16 protein-coding genes are annotated in these 17,066 nt (G+C 65.7%); 6 read left to right on the top strand and 10 right to left on the bottom strand.

Annotated features, from left to right (window positions below; all coding sequences use genetic code 11):
• The first annotated feature begins 2 nt into the window (after positions 1 to 2).
• Positions 3 to 1,319, top strand: coding sequence for a DUF2336 domain-containing protein (locus WGH93_RS00655; RefSeq protein ID WP_374762911.1), 1,317 nt, complete (start codon positions 3 to 5; stop codon positions 1,317 to 1,319).
• Positions 1,320 to 1,641: 322 nt separating this feature from the next.
• On the opposite strand, the gene argB is transcribed toward WGH93_RS00655, so the two are convergent.
• Positions 1,642 to 2,544: an acetylglutamate kinase gene (argB, locus tag WGH93_RS00650; RefSeq protein WP_374762910.1), complete on the bottom strand. Its 903-nt coding sequence runs from the start codon at positions 2,542 to 2,544 to the stop codon at positions 1,642 to 1,644.
• A gap of 92 nt (positions 2,545 to 2,636) precedes the next feature.
• Positions 2,637 to 3,359: a lysoplasmalogenase family protein gene (locus tag WGH93_RS00645; protein WP_374762909.1), complete on the bottom strand. Its 723-nt coding sequence runs from the start codon at positions 3,357 to 3,359 to the stop codon at positions 2,637 to 2,639.
• 82 nt (positions 3,360 to 3,441) lie between these two features.
• Between WGH93_RS00645 and WGH93_RS00640 the strand changes: the two genes are divergently transcribed.
• Complete coding sequence (locus WGH93_RS00640; protein ID WP_374762908.1) at positions 3,442 to 4,299, top strand: DUF6134 family protein; 858 nt, start codon at positions 3,442 to 3,444, stop codon at positions 4,297 to 4,299.
• Complete coding sequence (locus WGH93_RS00635; protein ID WP_374762907.1) at positions 4,299 to 5,060, top strand: SDR family NAD(P)-dependent oxidoreductase; 762 nt, start codon at positions 4,299 to 4,301, stop codon at positions 5,058 to 5,060. Before WGH93_RS00640 ends, WGH93_RS00635 begins: the two co-directional genes overlap by 1 nt.
• 325 nt (positions 5,061 to 5,385) lie before the next feature.
• Here WGH93_RS00635 and WGH93_RS00630 read toward each other — a convergent pair whose 3' ends face one another.
• The 6 genes from WGH93_RS00630 to WGH93_RS00605 are packed head-to-tail and all read right to left on the bottom strand — an operon-like array spanning position 5,386 to position 11,532.
• On the bottom strand, positions 5,386 to 5,937 hold the full coding sequence (locus WGH93_RS00630; RefSeq protein ID WP_374762906.1) for a DUF3833 domain-containing protein: 552 nt from the start codon (positions 5,935 to 5,937) through the stop codon (positions 5,386 to 5,388).
• Positions 5,938 to 5,949: 12 nt separating this feature from the next.
• The gene (locus WGH93_RS00625; RefSeq protein ID WP_374762905.1) at positions 5,950 to 7,188 is read right to left on the bottom strand and encodes a class I SAM-dependent methyltransferase; all 1,239 of its coding nucleotides are present in this window, start codon (positions 7,186 to 7,188) and stop codon (positions 5,950 to 5,952) included.
• Positions 7,185 to 8,084 (bottom strand): DUF1365 domain-containing protein, encoded by a 900-nt coding sequence (locus WGH93_RS00620; protein ID WP_374762904.1) that lies wholly within the window; start codon positions 8,082 to 8,084, stop codon positions 7,185 to 7,187. The genes WGH93_RS00625 and WGH93_RS00620 overlap by 4 nt, the downstream gene beginning before the upstream one ends.
• Positions 8,081 to 9,490 carry an NAD(P)/FAD-dependent oxidoreductase gene (locus WGH93_RS00615; protein ID WP_374762903.1) on the bottom strand — a complete coding sequence of 470 codons (1,410 nt, stop codon included), beginning with the start codon at positions 9,488 to 9,490 and terminating at the stop codon, positions 8,081 to 8,083. The genes WGH93_RS00620 and WGH93_RS00615 overlap by 4 nt, the downstream gene beginning before the upstream one ends.
• A gap of 55 nt (positions 9,491 to 9,545) precedes the next feature.
• Positions 9,546 to 10,853, bottom strand: coding sequence for an MFS transporter (locus WGH93_RS00610; RefSeq protein WP_374762902.1), 1,308 nt, complete (start codon positions 10,851 to 10,853; stop codon positions 9,546 to 9,548).
• Between the two features lie 22 nt (positions 10,854 to 10,875).
• Positions 10,876 to 11,532, bottom strand: a complete 657-nt coding sequence (locus tag WGH93_RS00605) for a cation efflux transmembrane domain-containing protein (RefSeq protein ID WP_374762901.1) — start codon at positions 11,530 to 11,532, stop codon at positions 10,876 to 10,878.
• Between the two features lie 123 nt (positions 11,533 to 11,655).
• Between WGH93_RS00605 and WGH93_RS00600 the strand changes: the two genes are divergently transcribed.
• The 3 genes from WGH93_RS00600 (at position 11,656) to WGH93_RS00590 (ending at position 14,406) form a co-directional block, all read left to right on the top strand.
• A complete protein-coding gene (locus tag WGH93_RS00600; RefSeq protein WP_374762900.1) occupies positions 11,656 to 12,816 on the top strand; it encodes a succinylglutamate desuccinylase/aspartoacylase family protein in 1,161 nt (386 codons plus the stop codon).
• A 117-nt stretch (positions 12,817 to 12,933) separates the two neighbouring features.
• On the top strand, positions 12,934 to 13,998 hold the full coding sequence (hemH, locus tag WGH93_RS00595) for a ferrochelatase (RefSeq protein ID WP_374762899.1): 1,065 nt from the start codon (positions 12,934 to 12,936) through the stop codon (positions 13,996 to 13,998).
• A gap of 60 nt (positions 13,999 to 14,058) precedes the next feature.
• Positions 14,059 to 14,406 carry a hypothetical protein gene (locus tag WGH93_RS00590; RefSeq protein WP_374762898.1) on the top strand — a complete coding sequence of 116 codons (348 nt, stop codon included), beginning with the start codon at positions 14,059 to 14,061 and terminating at the stop codon, positions 14,404 to 14,406.
• A gap of 9 nt (positions 14,407 to 14,415) precedes the next feature.
• Here WGH93_RS00590 and WGH93_RS00585 read toward each other — a convergent pair whose 3' ends face one another.
• Together WGH93_RS00585 and WGH93_RS00580 are read right to left on the bottom strand one after the other, a co-directional pair.
• Complete coding sequence (locus WGH93_RS00585) at positions 14,416 to 14,880, bottom strand: copper chaperone PCu(A)C (RefSeq protein WP_374762897.1); 465 nt, start codon at positions 14,878 to 14,880, stop codon at positions 14,416 to 14,418.
• 32 nt (positions 14,881 to 14,912) lie between these two features.
• Positions 14,913 to 17,039, bottom strand: coding sequence for an alpha/beta hydrolase domain-containing protein (locus tag WGH93_RS00580; protein WP_374762896.1), 2,127 nt, complete (start codon positions 17,037 to 17,039; stop codon positions 14,913 to 14,915).
• Between the last annotated feature and the right edge of the window lie 27 nt (positions 17,040 to 17,066).

Raw genomic sequence — 17,066 nt, 5'->3', positions numbered from 1 at the left:
CAATGTGGTCCAAGATCAAACAGATGCTGACAGGCGAAGACGCCGCCGAGGGCAGCAAGGCGAAAGGGTCGGGCAAGGGCACCAGCCCTGCGGCTGGCGGCGGGCAGCTCAGCCTGGCCGATCAGCGCCGGATTCTGGAGACCGGCGGCCATGAAGACCGCCTGGCGCTGGCGGGGCGTGACGATGTGCGGCCCGAAGTGCTCTATTATCTGGCCGAGGATGACTCCAGCGCCATTCGCAAGCTGATCGCCGGGAACGAGGCCACGCCGGTGCAGGCGGATGCGCTCTTGATGTCGGACGAGGATGACGAGGTGCGCAGCGAACTGGCGCGCAAGATCGGTCGTATCGTGCCGGACCTGCCCCCCAGCGAGAAGCGCGTGCTTCGGGATAAGGCGATCGAGGTGCTGGAAAGCCTGGCGCAGGACCAGTTGCCCAAGGTGCGCGCCATCATCGCCGAGGAAATCAAGTGCTCCGAAACGGTTCCCAAGCGGATCGTGGACCGCCTCGCCCGCGATGTGGAAGACATTGTCTGCGGGCCCATTCTGGAATATTCGCCGCTGCTTGGGGATGACGACCTGCGCGAGATCATCGCCGCCGGGGCCAGTTCCAGGGCGCTTCAGGCCATTGCCCGCCGATCCGAGGTGTCGGAGGTGGTCTCGGACGATATCGCGGCCACGCTGGATGTGCCCGCCATTGCATCGCTGCTGACCAACGAAAATGCCCAGATCCGAGAGGATACGCTGGATCAGATCATCGAGCAGGCGGAAAGCACCGAGGACCTGCACAAGCCATTGACCTTGCGCCCGCAGCTTTCCATCCGCGCCATGAAGCGGATTGCCACCTTTGTCGCCTCGTCGCTGGTGCATCAGATGGTGGCCCGATCCGATCTGAGCGAAGATCAGGCGGAAAATCTCCTGGAACGGGTGCGGGAGCGCCTGTCCAGCGAAAAGGTGGGGGAGGAGGAGGAAGCCCGCCTTGCCCAGACGGCCATGGATTATTACCGCCGCAATTTGCTGGATGATGCCTTTGTGGTGGAGCAGGTGAACGAAAATCGCCGTGAACTGCTGATCCAGTGTCTTGCCGTGATGGGGGACGTACCGCCGGACGTGGTGCGCAAGATCGTTCTGTCCAAGAGCGGGCGGGCGGTGACCGCGTTGGCCTGGCGCTGTGAACTGACCATGAAGACGGCCTTTGTCATGCAGACCGAACTGGCACTGGTGCCGCCATCACAATTGCTGCCCGCGAAGAATGGCACCGATTTCCCGGTGGATGAAAACGAGCTGGATTGGCACTTGAGCTATTTCCTCGACGAGGACTGACGCCAGCCCCCTTTCGCCGCAGCGCGCAGCGCGCAGCGCTCAGGCGTGAGCGCAAACATGCCCCGCCCGCGCGGGCACAGACCTATCCGACGGGCGCGACCGCGCCCCGCCGCCCCTGCGGCGCCCTCGCGGAGCGGTGAGCGCCAGCGCTCAGGCGTGAGCGGAAACCATGCGCGCGACCGCGCCCCGCCGCCCCTGCGGCGCCCTCGCGGAGCGGTGAGCGCCAGCGCTCAGGCGTGAGCGGAAACCATGCGCGCGACCGCGCCCCGCCGCCCCTGCGGCGCCCTCGCGATAGCGCGCTTGCGTGAGCGCAAACAAACCCTTATCCCCGGATGAGAGTCCCCGCGCCGCGTTCGGTGAAGATTTCCAGCAGCAGGGCGTGGGTGAAACGGCCATCCATGATCACGGCGCCCTTGACCCCCTTGTCCACCGCATCCAGGCATGTGGCCACCTTGGGCAGCATACCGCCGCTGATGGTGCCATCCGCGATCAGGGCTTCCACATCGGCGCGGTTCAATTCGGTCAGCAGCTCGCCGTCCCCGTTCAACACCCCGGCCACATCGGTCAGCAGGAAGAAGCGCCGGGCGTCCAGCGCGGAGGCGATGGCCCCGGCCATGGTATCCGCATTGATGTTGAAGGTTTCTCCCGCCATGCCCAGCGCAATGGGGGAGATGACGGGAATGATGCCGGAAGCGACACTGTTCTGAAGCAGGGTGGGGTCCACCTCCGCCGGTTCGCCCACAAAGCCCAGATCCACCGCTTGTTCAATATTGCTTTCCGGGTCGCGCCGGGTGCGTTTCAGCTTGGTGGCGCGCACCATCTGCCCGTCCTTGCCGGACAGGCCGATAGCCCGTGCGCCCGCCGCATTGATATTGGCGACGATTTCCTTGTTGATGCTGCCGGACAGCACCATTTCCGCCACTTGCACGGTGCTTTCGCAGGTCACGCGCAAGCCGTCCACAAAGGCGCTTTCGATGGACAGGCGCTTGAGCATGGCGCCGATCTGCGGCCCGCCCCCATGGACGATGACAGGGTGGATGCCCACCTGTTTCAGCAGGGCCACATCCTCGGCGAACTGGCGGGCGAGCGCCGGGTCCCCCATGGCATGGCCGCCATATTTGATCACGAAGATCGCGCCCGCATATTTCTTCAGATAGGGCAGGGCCTCCACCAGTGTGGCGGCTTTTTTCTGGAATTTCTTCTTGTCCTGGCTCACCGTTATCATCCCGCGCTCTGCCCCCTGGCCCTGGCGCTCGCCTTTTCAGCGGGGCCGTCTTCACCGAGGCCCGACCGGGCCGGTCACATTCCGATCCTCTCTTATTGGCCGCCGGGGGCGCTGTCAAATGCGCGCCGCCCGCCATCATCCAGCCACACCGCCAGCGCGATGGCATAAAGCCCGCCCACATAGAGCGGCCAGATGAAAAGCGGGATGACCCCCTGCACCGGCGCGGGCAGCGCAAGAAAGCGATCCGCCGCCAGGGCGGCATCGGACAGCAGAAAGGCCAGCGCCCCGAACCCGGCCAATGGCTGGGGGAAACGGCTCCACAGGGCGGTGATGGCCATGATGGCCAGAACCGCCAGATAGGCCAGCACCGGCAGGCGCAGCCCGTCCAGCACCGGCCACAGCACCACCGATGCCAACATGGCCCCGGCCACCACGGCCCCGGCCAGCCCCTGTGCGCGAACGGACATCCGGGTAAGCGGCGCGCGGTTCTGGATGAAGAGCAGGGTCAGCAGCACATGCGTTGCCCCAAAGGCGCCAAGGGCGTGAAGGAAGGCGCGCCTGCCGGGCAGGGTGATCAGCATGTCCCCCACGGCGGCAAAGGCAAGCGCCAGCGCCACCACCAGATGCGCCGGGCGCCGGGCGGCCAGAAGGGTGGCGAGCGCCAGCGCGCCCATCGCGCCCCCCTTGACCAGCAGATGGGATGGCCCGCCGGTGAGGGCGATGCCAAGCCCATGGGCCAATGCCGCGCCCAGCGACAGGGCGACGAGAAGCGCGGCGGGCCAGCGGCGCCAGGCGGGTAGCGGGTATGACGGCATGGGGCCTGCTCCCGTGGTTGATCCATCACTGTGCCGTGAACCGTACACTATAGCAAAACCCATGCTTGAAGGAGGCAAAACAATGGCATTTCAGGTGGCGAGTCGCGCTTTGCGGGGGGCATCCGCCGTTGCGGTCATGCTCGCCGGGCTGAACGCGGCGCCCGCGCTGGCCGCGACGGAAGCTGCACGGGACAGTGCCGCCCAGGATGCGGCGCAAGGCGCGGCTGTGCCGTCGCCCGCCAGCTTTATCCGCCAGCCCCTGTCCGATGACCCCGCCGCCATCGCCGCCCGCTATGGCGGGGATATCATCTTCGAGGTGCAGCGGGACGGCAACCGGGTTGGCCAGCATGTGACCCGCTTCGAGGGGCAGGAGGGCGGGATGGCGGTGTCGTCCGTCATGGCCCTGAAGGTGAAGTTCCTGTTCATCACCGCCTACAAGTTTCAATATACATCCCGCGCCGTCTGGGACGGTCGGGGCATGAAAGAGCTGCGCGCGCGAACCCGCGACGGGGGCGATACGCTGGCCATGTCCGGCGCGCGGGAAAGCGACGGGTTCCGCTGGCGCAGTTCCGATGGCGAAGCCTTTCTGGCCGAGGGCGGGATGCCCTATCCCACCAATCACTGGAACCCGGCTGTGTTGCGCCAGGCCATGGTGCTGAACACCATCACCGGCCAGGCCAATGACGTGACGATCACCCCCGCCGGGGTGGAGACCGTCGCCACCGGCACCGGGCAGCGGGAGGCGCTGCGCGTGGTCTATTCCGGCGAATTGAACACCGAGGCATGGTATGATCGGGAAGGCCGCTGGGTGGGGCTGCGTTTTGAAGGCAGGGACGGTTCCACCATTCGCTATGTGTGCCAGCAGTGCGGCAGCGATCAGGGTGTGGAACCCGATCTGGACCTGGCGGACGCCATACGCGACCTGAAGAAGGCAGAGTGATGACAGCAGGAAACATGCCCTGGCGCACCGCCTGGATCATTGGCGGCAGCAGCGGTATCGGCGCGGAAGCGGTCAATCAACTGGCGCGGGCGGGGGTGCGGGTAACCGTATCCGCCCGCCGGGCCGAGGTTCTGACCGATCTGGCCGAGCAGGACAATGTGACCGCCCTGCCGCTGGACGTAACGGATCGCGCCGCCGTGGCCGATGCGGTGGCGGGGTTCGAGGCCCTGCCCGACCTGATCATACAGGCGGCGGCCATCTATGAACCCATGGACCGCGCCAGTTACGACGCCGAAACGGCCAGCGCCATGATGCGGGTGAATTTTGACGGTGTGGCCAATTGCCTGTCCCCCCTGATGGCCCGCGCGGCGAAAGACCATGAGAGCGGGCGCGGCAAGCCCTGCCGGATCGCCGTGATCGCCAGCCCCAGCGGTTATCGCGGCCTTGTGGGCGGGGCGGGCTATGGCCCCACCAAGGCGGCGGTGATCAATCTGGTGGAAAGCCTGAAGCCGGAGATGGAGCCGTTCGATACCTGGCTCTCGCTGGTCAATCCGGGCTTTGTGCGCACCCAGTTGACAGCGAAGAACCGCTTTCCCATGCCGCAATTGATGGAACCGGAAGATGCCGCCCGCGCCATGCTGGCCGGACTGGCGAAAGGCCGCTTTGAAGTGGCTTTCCCCAATCCGTTCCTGTGGTTCCTGCGCCGCCTGCGCTGCCTGCCTTACGGCCTGTATTTCGCCCTGATGCGCCGTATGGTCTGACCGGCCCCCCGCACCACGCTCCGGCTTCCATTCCAGGCCGCGACCGCGGCCCGGCGATCGTTCGCCGCCCGGTCACAGGCATGGGGGAGACCATCCGACGTGAGACGATGCCGCCATGCTCGGACGCATCCTCTATTCCAGGTCGCGACCGCGGCCCGGCGATCGTTCGCCGCCCGGTCACAGGCATGGGGGAGACCATCCGGCGTGAGACGATGCCGCCATGCTCGGACGCATCCTCTATTCCAGGTCGCGACCGCGGCCCGGCGATCGTTCGCCGCCCGGTCGGAGGCATGGGCGAAGCCCATCTGCCGTGAGACGAAAAACGTCACGCCCCCGGCGTGCCCAGCTTGCGGAAAGACAGGGTGACGGTGCCCACATGGAAGCCCCATTTGGTGACCACGGCGCGGTTCAGCAGCACGCCGTCTTCCTGCAGGAACATCCAGTCATCGAATTTGACCCGGTAGGTGGTGTCGTCCACCGCCAGATCCATGACGTAGGACCAGTTCAACGCATTGCCCGCGATTTCACCATTGGCGACGCCCACAATGTCGCCCGCCGTGCCTTCATAGGTGCGCTTGCCGGTGCGCTTGATCCGCCAGACCCGCTTGTCCGTGCGGCCGCTTTGATAGCGGAAGCGCTCATCCAGCACCAGTGTTTCGCCGTCCATAGTGCCGGTGATGTCCACAGTGAACTGGGCTTTCACGTCTCCCGCCCGGTTGGTGAACAGGCCATAGGCGCGGCTTTCGCCCAGGAAATAGTCTTCCAGCGTCAGCTTGGGCTTGGTGCCGCGGAAATCCTCTATTTTCATATCGGCGCATCCGGTCAGGGTGATCAGGGCGAGCAGGGCAAGGCCCCAGCGCGGCAGAAGACGGGTCATGGCGGTTGTCCTTCAATCGGTGTGTTCGAGTTGATAGAGACCCACATCGATGGCGCCGCTGTCGAAGCCCGCCTCGCAATAGGCCAGATAATAGCGCCACAGGCGGCGGAACTGGGCGTCGAAGCCCATGGATTCCAAACGGGGCCAGGCTGTTTCAAAGGCCGCGCGCCACCGGCGCAGCGTTTCCCCGTATGAACGGCCAAAGGTCATGTCCCGTGTTACGGTCAGCCCGGCGCGGGCGGCGTGTTCGCGGAACACCGTGGGCGAGGGCAACATGCCGCCGGGAAAGATGTATCGCTGGATGAAATCGGCGCTTTTGCGATAGGTCTCGAAGCGGGCGTCTTCTATGGTGATCACCTGAATGACGGCCCGGCCCCCATCCGCCAGCAGGCTTTTGACGCGCTCGAAATAGGTGGGCCAGTGCGCTTCGCCCACCGCTTCAAACATTTCGATGCTGGCAATGCCGTTATAGCGGCCCGTCACATCCCGGTAATCCTGAAGACGGATGCTGTTCTCGCGGCCCAGTGGCGCCAATCGGGTGCGGGCATAGGCGTGCTGGGCTTCGGAAATGGTCAGCGCTGTCAGCGCCGTGCCCTTGGAGCGGCTCAGATGTTCGGCAAAGCCGCCCCAGCCGCAGCCGATTTCCAGCAGATGGTCGCCGGGGCGCGGGTCCAGCCAGTCGGTGATGGTGGCGTATTTGCGCGCCTGCGCCACTTTCAGCGGCTCGTCCAAATGCTGAAACAGGGCGCTGGAATAGGTCATGCTGCGATCCAGCCATGCCTCATAGAAGCTGTTTCCCAGGTCATAGTGATAGGCGATGTTGCGCCGGGCGCCGCGGCGGTCATTGTCCCTGAGCAGATGCCCCAGCCGGGCCAGCCGCGCCATCAGCCAACTGCCACGGGTGGGCGCATCCAGGGCGGCTTCATTCTGGATGAACCAGTGAAACAGGCTGGTGGGATCGTCGATCCCAAGATCGCCGTTCACATAGGCTTCGGCAAAGCCCAGTTGCCCGGACAGGATCAGCCGCCGGGCGGCACGCGGATGGCGGATCGTCAGGCGCGCTTCCGGCCCCTTTGTGCGTACCGGCTGATAGAGCACGCGGCCATCCGGCAGATCGACGCTCAGCGCGCCGTGTCGCGCCCTGTCCAGCAGGGTGGCAAAGACCCGCTCGCACAGGCCGCGCGGGGCGATGACAGACCGGGCCAGCGGCAGCAGGCCGCGCTTTTCTGACGACACGGAAGTCTGGGTCATGGCAGCGTTCTTCCTGTTTCGGGGGTGAAGCCGTGCGCCGCGCCGTCGGGCCGCGCGGGTGATGGCTTGTGGGGTGGCGTTGGGGCGGGCGACGGCGCATCGATGCCGGTCGGCCCCACCGTGAAGCGCGGCGCCGGGCTGTGGCGATGAACCCGCAGCCCCTTGCGCCACAGCCGGAAGGCGTGGCGATGAATATCGGCCATGATGGCGAAGGTCATCAGCGGATGGCGGGCCATGGCGCCCATCAGTGCCGCGTCGCCAAGCGGGGCATGGCGGCCTTCGAAATGGGCGGTCAGGTGGCCCCCCGCGCCGTCATCGGCGGCGATGGACAGGCTCAGCCGGTCGCCGGGGCGGTTGAGCCGGAACCGGTAATCCCCGCCCGTTGCCTGAAAGGGCGAGACATAAAGATCCTTCGCCGTGCCATGGGGGGCTGGTCCGTCCGCGCCCTCATGGACCGGCAGCACATAGCAGTGCCGCTCCCGGAAGGTGTTGGTGACCTGATAGATCATGGCACCCAGCCGCCCATCCGCGCGAAAGCCATAGAACAGGCTGATGGGGTTGAAGCCGTATCCGAACAGCCGGGGATAGGCTTTCAGCATCACATGGGCGCCGCAGTCCGCCAGGCCGAAGCGGGCGAACAGGGCGCGTGACTGGGTGAGCAGGCTGGTGCCGCTGCCGTCCAGATGGTCCCGCGCCAGCAGCGCCATGGGCCACCAGGTCCGGCGGGTGGACAGCAGCCTGAAGGGGCTGGGCCGGTCCAGCCGGGCCACATCCACCAGCAGCGCAAAGACCCGGTGCGACAGGCTGTGCTGCACCGGGCTGGCGCGGTGATGGCTGACCAGTCCTTCATACAGCCCTTCGCGGGGGAAGCTGTGTTGGGGCCGCGGCGCCGTCATGCCACTGCCTCCGCCTTGGGTGTGTCCAGGCTCAACGCCAGAATGCGGCCATCCTGTTCCGGCGCGTGCCAGGGACGGCTCAGATTGCCCAGTTCTTCCGCCACACGCAGGCCGCTCTGGGCGCCATCCTCGTGAAAACCAAAACCGAAGTGCGCCCCACAATACCATGTATGCCGCTGCCCCTGAAGGGACCAGAGCTGCTTTTGCGCCCGCAGCGCGCCGGGGTCGAAAATGGGGTGGGTGTAATCCACCTCATATAGCGGCTCCTGCGGCTCCACTACGGGATTGAGCGTGACGAACAGATTGCTGCGGGTGGCCAGCGGTTGCAGCCGGTTCATCCAGTAGCTGACGCACAGCGCGGACCCGTCCCCATCCGATCGGGACAGGAAATTCCAGGCGGACCAGGCTTCCCGCCGATCGGGCATCAGCCGGGGATCGCCGTGCAGGACCGCCCGGTTGCGGCTGTAGGAAAAGGCTCCCAGCAGGACGCGCTCGTCATCGCTGGGTTCCGCCAGCAGGCTGAGCGCGGTGTCGGCATGGGTGGCGATCACCACATCGTCGAACACATGGCGTTCGCCGTGCGCGTCATGCAGCACCACACCATCGGCATAGCGGGCGATGCGCCGTATGGGGGTGCCGGTGTGAATGGTGCCCTTGATCCTGTCCGGCGTGGCGGGATGGGTCAGGTTGCGGGCGATTTCGTCCACATAGGCGCGGGCGCCGCCCACAACGGTGCGCCAGGTGGGGCGGTCGGTAAGCTGCATCAGGCCGTGATGGTCGCAGAAGCGGGTGAAGCTGCGCATGGGAAAGGCATCCACCTGCGCCTGCGGGGTGGACCAGATGGCCGCCGCCATGGGCAGCAGATGATCGTTGATAAAGGCGGGGCCATAGCCGTTCGCGGCCAGATAGGCGCCCAGTGTCATGCCGGGGTCCGCCGCCGCGCCGTCCGCCGGGGCGTATTTGTAGAAGCGCATCAGATCATGCAGCATGGACCAGAAGCGGGGCCGCAACAGATTGCGTTTCTGTGCTAGAAGGCCCTTCAGATTGCCGCCCGCATATTCGAAGCGGCGCCGCCCGTTGCCCACCGACACGCCAAAGGACATGTCCGTGCGCACGGTGGCCACGCCCAGCGCGTCGAAAAGCCGGGTCAGATTGGGATAGTTGCGATCATTGAGAACGATGAAGCCGGTATCCACATCCACGGGGCCTTCGGGCATGGTGACGCGAACCGTGTTGGCATGGCCGCCCAGGCGGCTTTCCGCCTCGAACAGGCTGACCCGGTTGTCCTGCCCCAGCAGCCAGGCGGCGGACAGGCCGGATATGCCGCTGCCCACCACGGCGATGCGCCGGGGGCCGCTGCCGGGAAAGGCTTCCCCCCCGATGGAAATGACGTGCGTGCTCGACACCTGCTTTTTCTCCTTGTCGTTCGACAGGAGAATACGACCCCCGGTGCCGGATGGATCAGGGGCGCCCGGTTGCCCGTTCCAGAGACAGGCGGCCATCCAGCCTGAGCGCGGGATACAGCATCAGCAGATTGACCAGCCCGGCGGCGGCGAGTACGTCCAGCGCGGCGGCGCCCATTCCCACCGCCCAGGCCGCGACCAGGGAGCCGCCGGCCATGAACAGGCTGTTGACCACATTGTTGGCGGCGATCATGCGGGAGCGGGCGGTGTCGTCGCTGCGGTCCTGCAAGATGGCGTATAGCGGTACGATCACGCTGCCGCCCGCCGCGGCGATCAGCAGAAACAGCGCCAGATAGCCCCAGCCCAGCGGCTCGGCCAGAAAGGCCACCAGCCCCATCAGGTCGGCGCTGGCCCGTGGCGGTGGCACGCTGACATAAAGCGCACCGCTGGCGGCCAGCAGCACCAGCAGGCCGGGGGCCACCAGCCGCGCGGAAATAGCCCCCTTCAGAAGCCGGTTGCTGGCCAGCGCGCCCGCCCCGATGCCGATGGAAAACACCGACAGGATCAGCGTGACCACCTGTTCATTGCCGCCCAGATGGTCCTTGGTCACCACCGGAATCTGGGTCAGATACAGCGAACCGAACAGCCAGATCCAGCTTATGCCCAGTATGGCGGGCCGGGCGATGGGGTGGGTGAAGGCGGCGACAAGCTGATCGCGGGTGGAGGCCACCACATTGCGCCGCACCCGCAGCCCCGGCGCGGCACCGTGATGGCGCGGCATCAGCCCCGCCAGCCCCAGCCCCGCCACCGCCGCGCCGATGGTCAGGGCGGAGACCATCATGCCGCCGCCGGTGCGCAGGACCAGAAGCCCGCCAATGATGGTGCCGAGCAGGATGGCGAGAAACGTCCCCGCCTCGATCAGGGCGTTGCCCGCCAGCAGTTCCCGCCGATCGAGCTGTTCCGGCATGACGGCATATTTGATCGGCCCGAAAAAGGTGCTTTGCAGGCCCAGCCCGAACAGTACCGCCAGCATCAGCACGATGTTTTCCAGATGCAGGGCCAGCGCGCCGGTCAGCATCAGCAGCACTTCCCACAGCTTGATCCAGCGCACTTGCGGCGCCTTGTCATATTTGTCGGCCAGTTGCCCGGCCAGCGCGGAAAACAGCAGATATGGCAGGATGAACAGCGCCAGCGCGGCATTGTTCAATACGCCCGCGGGGATGCCGATGCCCTCGGCCAGCCGGTAGGTGATCAGCATGATCACCGAGGCGCGGAACAGATTGTCGTTCATGGCACCCAGAAACTGCACGCCGAACAGGGGTGCAAATCGACGGGTGGTGAGCAGGCTCAGCGCGGATCGCTTCATGGGCGGTTTGTCCGGTGGGGCCTTACTCGGCGGCCTGATTGCGGTGGGCGCCGCTCTCGGCGCGGCGGGCGAATTTCAGTTCCATGCCGGCCTGGCGGATGATGGCGGCGGAGCCCCACAGGAACAGGCCCGCCATGAAGCCCGCCACGATCAGGTCGGGCCAGGGGGTCTTGCTGGCCCAGACACCCGATGCGGCGCCGATCAGCAGCAGATTGTTGATGGCGTCATTGCGGCTGCACAGCCACACGGAGCGCACATTGGCGTCGCCGTCCTTGAAGCGGATCAGCAGGGCCACGCTGGCCAGATTGGCCGCCAGCGCCGCCACGCCGATGCCGCCCATCAGCCCGGCGGACGGCTGGCCCTGAACAAACACCGCATACAGCGTGCCGCCCATCACCCACAAGCCCATCAGGCCCAGCGAAACTCCTTTGACGAGGGCGGCGGTGGCGCGGCGGCTCAGGCTCATCCCCAGAACCGCCAGGGACAGGCCATAGGTCAGGCTGTCGCCGAGAAAGTCCAGCGCATCCGCCTTCATCGCCTGGCTGTCGCCCACGAAGCCCAGCGGCATTTCCACCAGGAACATCACCGCATTGATGGCGATGACCAGGTAAAGCGCGCGTCTATAGCGCGGGTCCAGCCCTTCGAAGCGGGTATTCTGACAATGGCAGTTGCCACCCATGACGCCCTTTCCAGGTCATTCCGTCCGACTGATTTCCTGATAACACAGGCGCTGCCGGGCGACCAGTGGGTGCGGTATCTGGCCGCTCTTGCCTGCGCGGCGAAAGCGTGCCAATGAAACGGCATGATGAAGATGATGTCCTTCCCTCGGTGGTGTCGCGGTGTGTTTTTCTCTGGCCTGATCGTGCCCTGTTTTCTGCTGGGTGCGGCGGTTCTGGCCGTTTCCGCTCCCGCCGCGCTCGCCGCTCCTGCCGCGCGCGCGACAGACCTGCCGGGCACGCCCCTGCCCGCCAGCCTGTTCGGCGATGCCGACCGGCCTGTGCGGCTGGTGGACCGGCTGGATGTGTCGGTCCTGCCGCCGGGGCGCCACCACTTCGCCTTTTCCGGCGGGGCGGACAATACGGGCATGGCGTCTCTGGTGCCCCTGATCGTGGTTCGGGGGGCGACGGACGGGCCGCGACTGACCCTGACCGCCGGGGTACACGGGGATGAACTGAACGGCCTGCGCGTTCTGCATCGGCTGGCCGACGTTCTGGACCCGGATCACCTCAAGGGCAGCGTGCTGATGGTGGCCGGGGTGAATCGATCCGGGCTGGCGCGGGGATCGCGCTATTTCCAGTCCACCAGCAGCGGTGGCCATGATGTGGACCTGAACCGGCTGGCGCCGGGCCGGATCACGTCCGGCGACGCGGCGGAGCGGTTCATGGCGCGCCTGTGGCGCCGCGTGCTGGCGGACAACACCTCGCTTGCCATCGATCTGCACACCCAGACGCGCGGCACCGAATACCCGCTGTTCGTCTTTGCCGATTTCCGGCGCCAGGCGGTGCGGGACATGGCCTTTCAACTGGCGCCGGACATGATCAAGAATGATGGCGGCCAGGACGGCACGGTGGAAACCGCCTTCATGGATCTGGGCGTGCCCGCCGTCACTTTTGAAATCGGCGCTCCGAAGCGCTTTCAGGACCGGCTGGTGGGCCGGGCGCTTGAGGGCATCCGCAATGTGATGCGTGGTCAGGGCCTGCTGGACGGGCCGGTCACGCGGGCGGAACAGCGCCCCGTCACCGGCGACAGTTTCACCAATGTGACCACGCCCACGGGCGGTATTGTGGTGGTGGATGTGGCGCTTGGCCAGAAAGTGGCGCGGGGCGATCGGCTGGCCCGCCTGTTCAACCCCTTTGGCGAGGAAATTCGCACCTTTTCCGCGCCGGTGGCGGGCCATGTGGTGGCCCGCGCCACCGATCCGCTGCGGGAGCCGGGCGCCATGTTGGTGCGGCTGCTGCACTGATCCCGAAGGGGGGCGATCAGACTGATCGGGATTTTCGCCTGCGCCGGGATTGCTTCAGGCCCGTATCGGCATAGTGTGGAAGGGTGACATCAGGCCCTCAACATATGGATCAGCGCCATGACAGACTCCACCCACGCCACAGACCCCGCCGCAAACGGTGATCCGCTGCCCCACGCGCCGGACGGGCACCCCGCCATACGCCAGGGCCGCACCGGTGTGCTGCTGATCGCGCTGGGCACGCCGGATGCGCCCACCGTGCCCGCCGTGCGCCGCTATTTGCGGGAATTTCTGGGCGACCCCCGCGTGGTGGAACTGCCGCGCGCCCTGTGGCTGCCCATCCTGTATGGGCCGATCCTTACCTTTCGCCCGCGTAAATCAGCCGCCGCCTATGCCCGCATCTGGGATCATGAACGCGATGAGAGCCCGCTACGCACCGTTACCCGCGATCAGGCCGACGGGCTGGCGGGCCGCCTGGGCGATGATGTGATGGTGGACTGGGCCTTCACCTATGGCACGCCGTCCATCGACGAGCGCCTGCGCGCCATGCGTCAGGCGGGTTGTGACCGGCTTTTGCTGTTTCCGCTCTATCCCCATTACAGCGCCACCACCACCGCCGCCGCGCTGGACCGGGTGTTCCTGTCGCTCAGGCATATGCGCTGGCAGCCCGCCATCCGCACCATGCCCGCCTTTCATGACGACCCGGTCTATATCGATGCGCTGGCCCGAAGCGTGCGGGCGGAACTGGACGGGCTGGACTGGACGCCCGACCGGATCATCGCGTCCTATCATTCCATTCCGAAGGATTACTGGGACAAGGGCGACCCCTATCCCTGCCAGTGCAAGAAGACCAGCCGCCTGCTGCGGGAGGCGCTGGGCTGGTCGCCGGATAATTTCCTGACCACCTATCAAAGCCGGGTGGGGCCGAAGGAATGGGTCAGCCCCTATACGGACAAGGCGGCGGAACAACTGGGGGCCGAGGGCGTCAAAAAGATCGCCGTGCTGGCGCCCGCCTTCACCGGGGACTGCCTGGAAACGCTGGAAGAACTGAATATGGAACTTCGGGAAACGTTTGCGGAAGCGGGCGGCACCCACTTCCACTATATCCCCTGCCTCAATGCCAGCGAACCGGGCCTGGATGTGCTGGACCACACCGTCCGCCGCGAATTGCAGGGGTGGGTTTGATTGCATTTAAGGTTGTAATTAGGTATATTTTTATCGTTGGCAAATTTTAGGAAGCTAAGTATGAAGAAATTGGCTATTTGGATTATCTCGGTTTCTTTATTGGTGCCTTTTGCATTTGCAAGTGCACAGGATGATAAATGGTATTCTGGGGGAACTTTGCACTCAAGTTTAATTTCAGAGTGGAAAAATTCTACCGATAGAAACAAGCTCGCGACCAGCGCTGATTTTGCAATGGTAGTTAATGAAATAAAAAATAAAGTTAAAAGTAGTGGTGATATGAACACATTAAAAATATATGCAGCGCAATTAAAGATATGCATTGATGAAGCGTCTGAGGACCAAAATTCAAACAATCTTACCGTAGCGGATATAGGGACGGCGTGTATTTCTTTGCTTGGGTGGCGATAAGAGACTTCCTCAAAGACCCGCCATGCCGGTGACGGTGACCATGATCTGCACGTCGCCCTTGTGCTCGAATGTCAGGGTCAGGGGGAAGTGCTCCCCTTCCGTCAGGGGTTTGCTCAGGCGCATCATCATGATGTGCAGGCCGCCGGGCGCGAATGTCACCGTGTCGCCTTCGGGTACGGGCACGCCGTCCTGTTGTTCCATCACCATGGTGCCGTCCCGCTCATAGCTGCGGTGGATTTGGGTCATGGCGGCGCGCGGCGTGCTGGCGGCGATCAGCCTGTCCGCGCCGCCCGCATTTTCCAGCGTGAAATAGACCGCTGCGGACTGGGTGCGGGTACCGGTGGTGCGGGCCCAGGGCTGGTTGATGGTCAACTCCGGCGCCGGGTGATCCCCGTGGGCGCGCACGGCGGGCGCGGGGTCGGTGGCGGGCAGGGCGATCAGAAGGCCGAGGGCCAGAAGCCAGGCGCGGCACATGGGCGTGATCCTTTCCGGCAGGTGTGAAGCCGTTATTCCGTTTCGGCGCTGAGATAGCCGCAACCGGGGGCGAAGGGCTGCCGGTTCACCACCCGGTCATACAGGTTCAGCCAGTCCTGTAGCACGGCCTTTTCTTCCTCCGCCAGCAGGAAACCGGCGGCTTTTTGCCGCGCCAGTGCCTGTTTCATGGCCGCTTCATATCCCTTTCGGTCGCCGTACAGGGCCTTAAGCGTGGGGCGCGGGTCACCTTTGTTGGCGGCTTCCGCGCCGGTGCGGGCCAGGGGTACGAAGCCCCCCAGCCAGCGGGACAGGGCCCCCGCCCCGCCGCGCTCCGGCGTGCGGGGGTTATAGCCCAGATGGCTGCCCAGCGGTGCCGCCAGCCAGGCCAGCGGCACGCCGCCGCGCGGGTTGCCGTTTGCATCCGTCAGCGGCACGCGAGCGCTAAATACCGGGCCCTGTTTCGGGGGCGTAATATCCTCGATGCCCTGATCCCAGCGCGGGCCATGGGTCAGCCGTGGCGGCATCAGCGGCTCGCCCGGCAGGGCCACGCCGTCAGGGGCGGAGAACCCGGCGCGGTAGGCGTCCGCCGTGCCCAGTTCGCCGTCTTCCAGGGTGGGATAAGCACTGTCCGGCGGTGTGTCGCGCCCGGCCACCCAGTCATCCAGTGCCAGCAGCAGGGCGCGGCTCACCGGGCGCTTGTCCGCCGGATTGACGCAGCTTTGCAGCCCCCAGCGATGCGGCCAGCGGGCGTGGAAATGCTGCGCGCCCAGCAGGGCATAAAGGCGGGTATTGTCGGCGGGGGCCACGTCCGCCTGCCCGGCGGGGTCGGTGTGCAGCAGGCTGGCGGCCCGCGCCCAGTATTCCGTGGCGGTATTGGTGAAAAAGATTTTTGGCACCGCCCCCGCCGCGCGCGCCCTGTCCAGCAGGCTGGCGGTCTCGCCGGTCAGCGGGTCCGTGGTGGGCCGGGTGGTGAAGGGGAAATAGTCCGTGGGATAGATCAGTTCCTCCCACTGGCTGAAATGCCGGGTGGTCTGGGCGAAGCGGTGGTTGAAGCTGCCCTTGCCGCCCCCCGCCACGCGGATATAGGCGCCGTCAAAGGCGCTGTTGCCGTCCGCCGTGATGTGCAGGCCGTCATGGATCATGGTGGCGATCAGGCGGCCCGACTGGCTGTGGCCATAGACCAGCGTGCGCCCAATGCCCCAGCGGTCCCGATCCCGGAAATGGGTCAGCGTGTCGCGGATCGCCGCCATGCCCAGCCCCACCACGCGGGGGTCTTTCGCGGTGATGACCAGTTCATAAATGCGATCGGTGCGGAAGCCGCCCTGGAGCGTGATGGCCTTTTTCGGCGCCAGCTTTTCGCCGTCCGGCCCGGTGCCGCCCAGATGCCAGCGATCACGCGGGATCAGGCGGCGTGTTCCGTCCGGGCGGTCGCGCACGGTCAGATGGGCGGTGGGGTCGTCCGGCACCAGCGGATAGCCTTCCGCCGCAATGCCCAGCAAGGATGCGGTTTCAGCCGGGGTGCGCACCTGTATTTCATGGGCGATCCGGCCTTTCAGGGTTTCCCCGTTCGCCCCGGTGGCCACCGGCAGATCAATGCCGATCAGGCTTTCATCATCCAGGGGAACATCCCAGTTCCAGCCACCCGCGATCACGGTAAAGCCCCGCTTGAACAGAAAGCCATTGCCCGCATCCGCCAGGCTTTCGGGGTCATTGCCGCTGCGCACCGAATTGAAGGCGCCGATGGCGGTCAGCCGCCCCCGGTTGGTCACGTCATAGATCAGGGTGCCATTGCCTTTGGCCGGGTCCCGCGGGGCGAAAATCAGCGCTTCGCCGGAAAAGTTGACCTTGCCGTCCGGCCCGGTGGCCGCCTTGTCCAGATCCACGATGGGCGCATTGTGCGCCGCCGCCGGGTTCACCGCGAAATGCAGGCGGACCCGTATCTTGTCATAGGGCCCCGCCGCGCCAAATGCATGGCCGTCCGCGAACGGGGTGCGCTCCAGAATTTCCATCGCCGTGACAGCGCCCCGCGCCGCACCCGTGGTTGCCGCCATCGCGGCCAGGACAAGCACGGGGAGCAGCATCACAAGCCGCAGCGCCGGGCGGCGCCGGCTGTCGTGGCGGGCGTGGATGGCCGAAAAGCGGGGCTGGGGCGCGGTCATGGGCGATCTCTCATTTTCAGGGGGCAC

Origin of the sequence: Yunchengibacter salinarum (assembly GCF_037658235.1) — a bacterium.
Lineage (GTDB): Bacteria > Pseudomonadota > Alphaproteobacteria > Sphingomonadales > Kordiimonadaceae > Yunchengibacter > Yunchengibacter salinarum.
The sequence above is the reverse complement of the archived record's forward strand: the minus strand, read 5'-3'. Positions and strand labels throughout refer to the sequence as shown.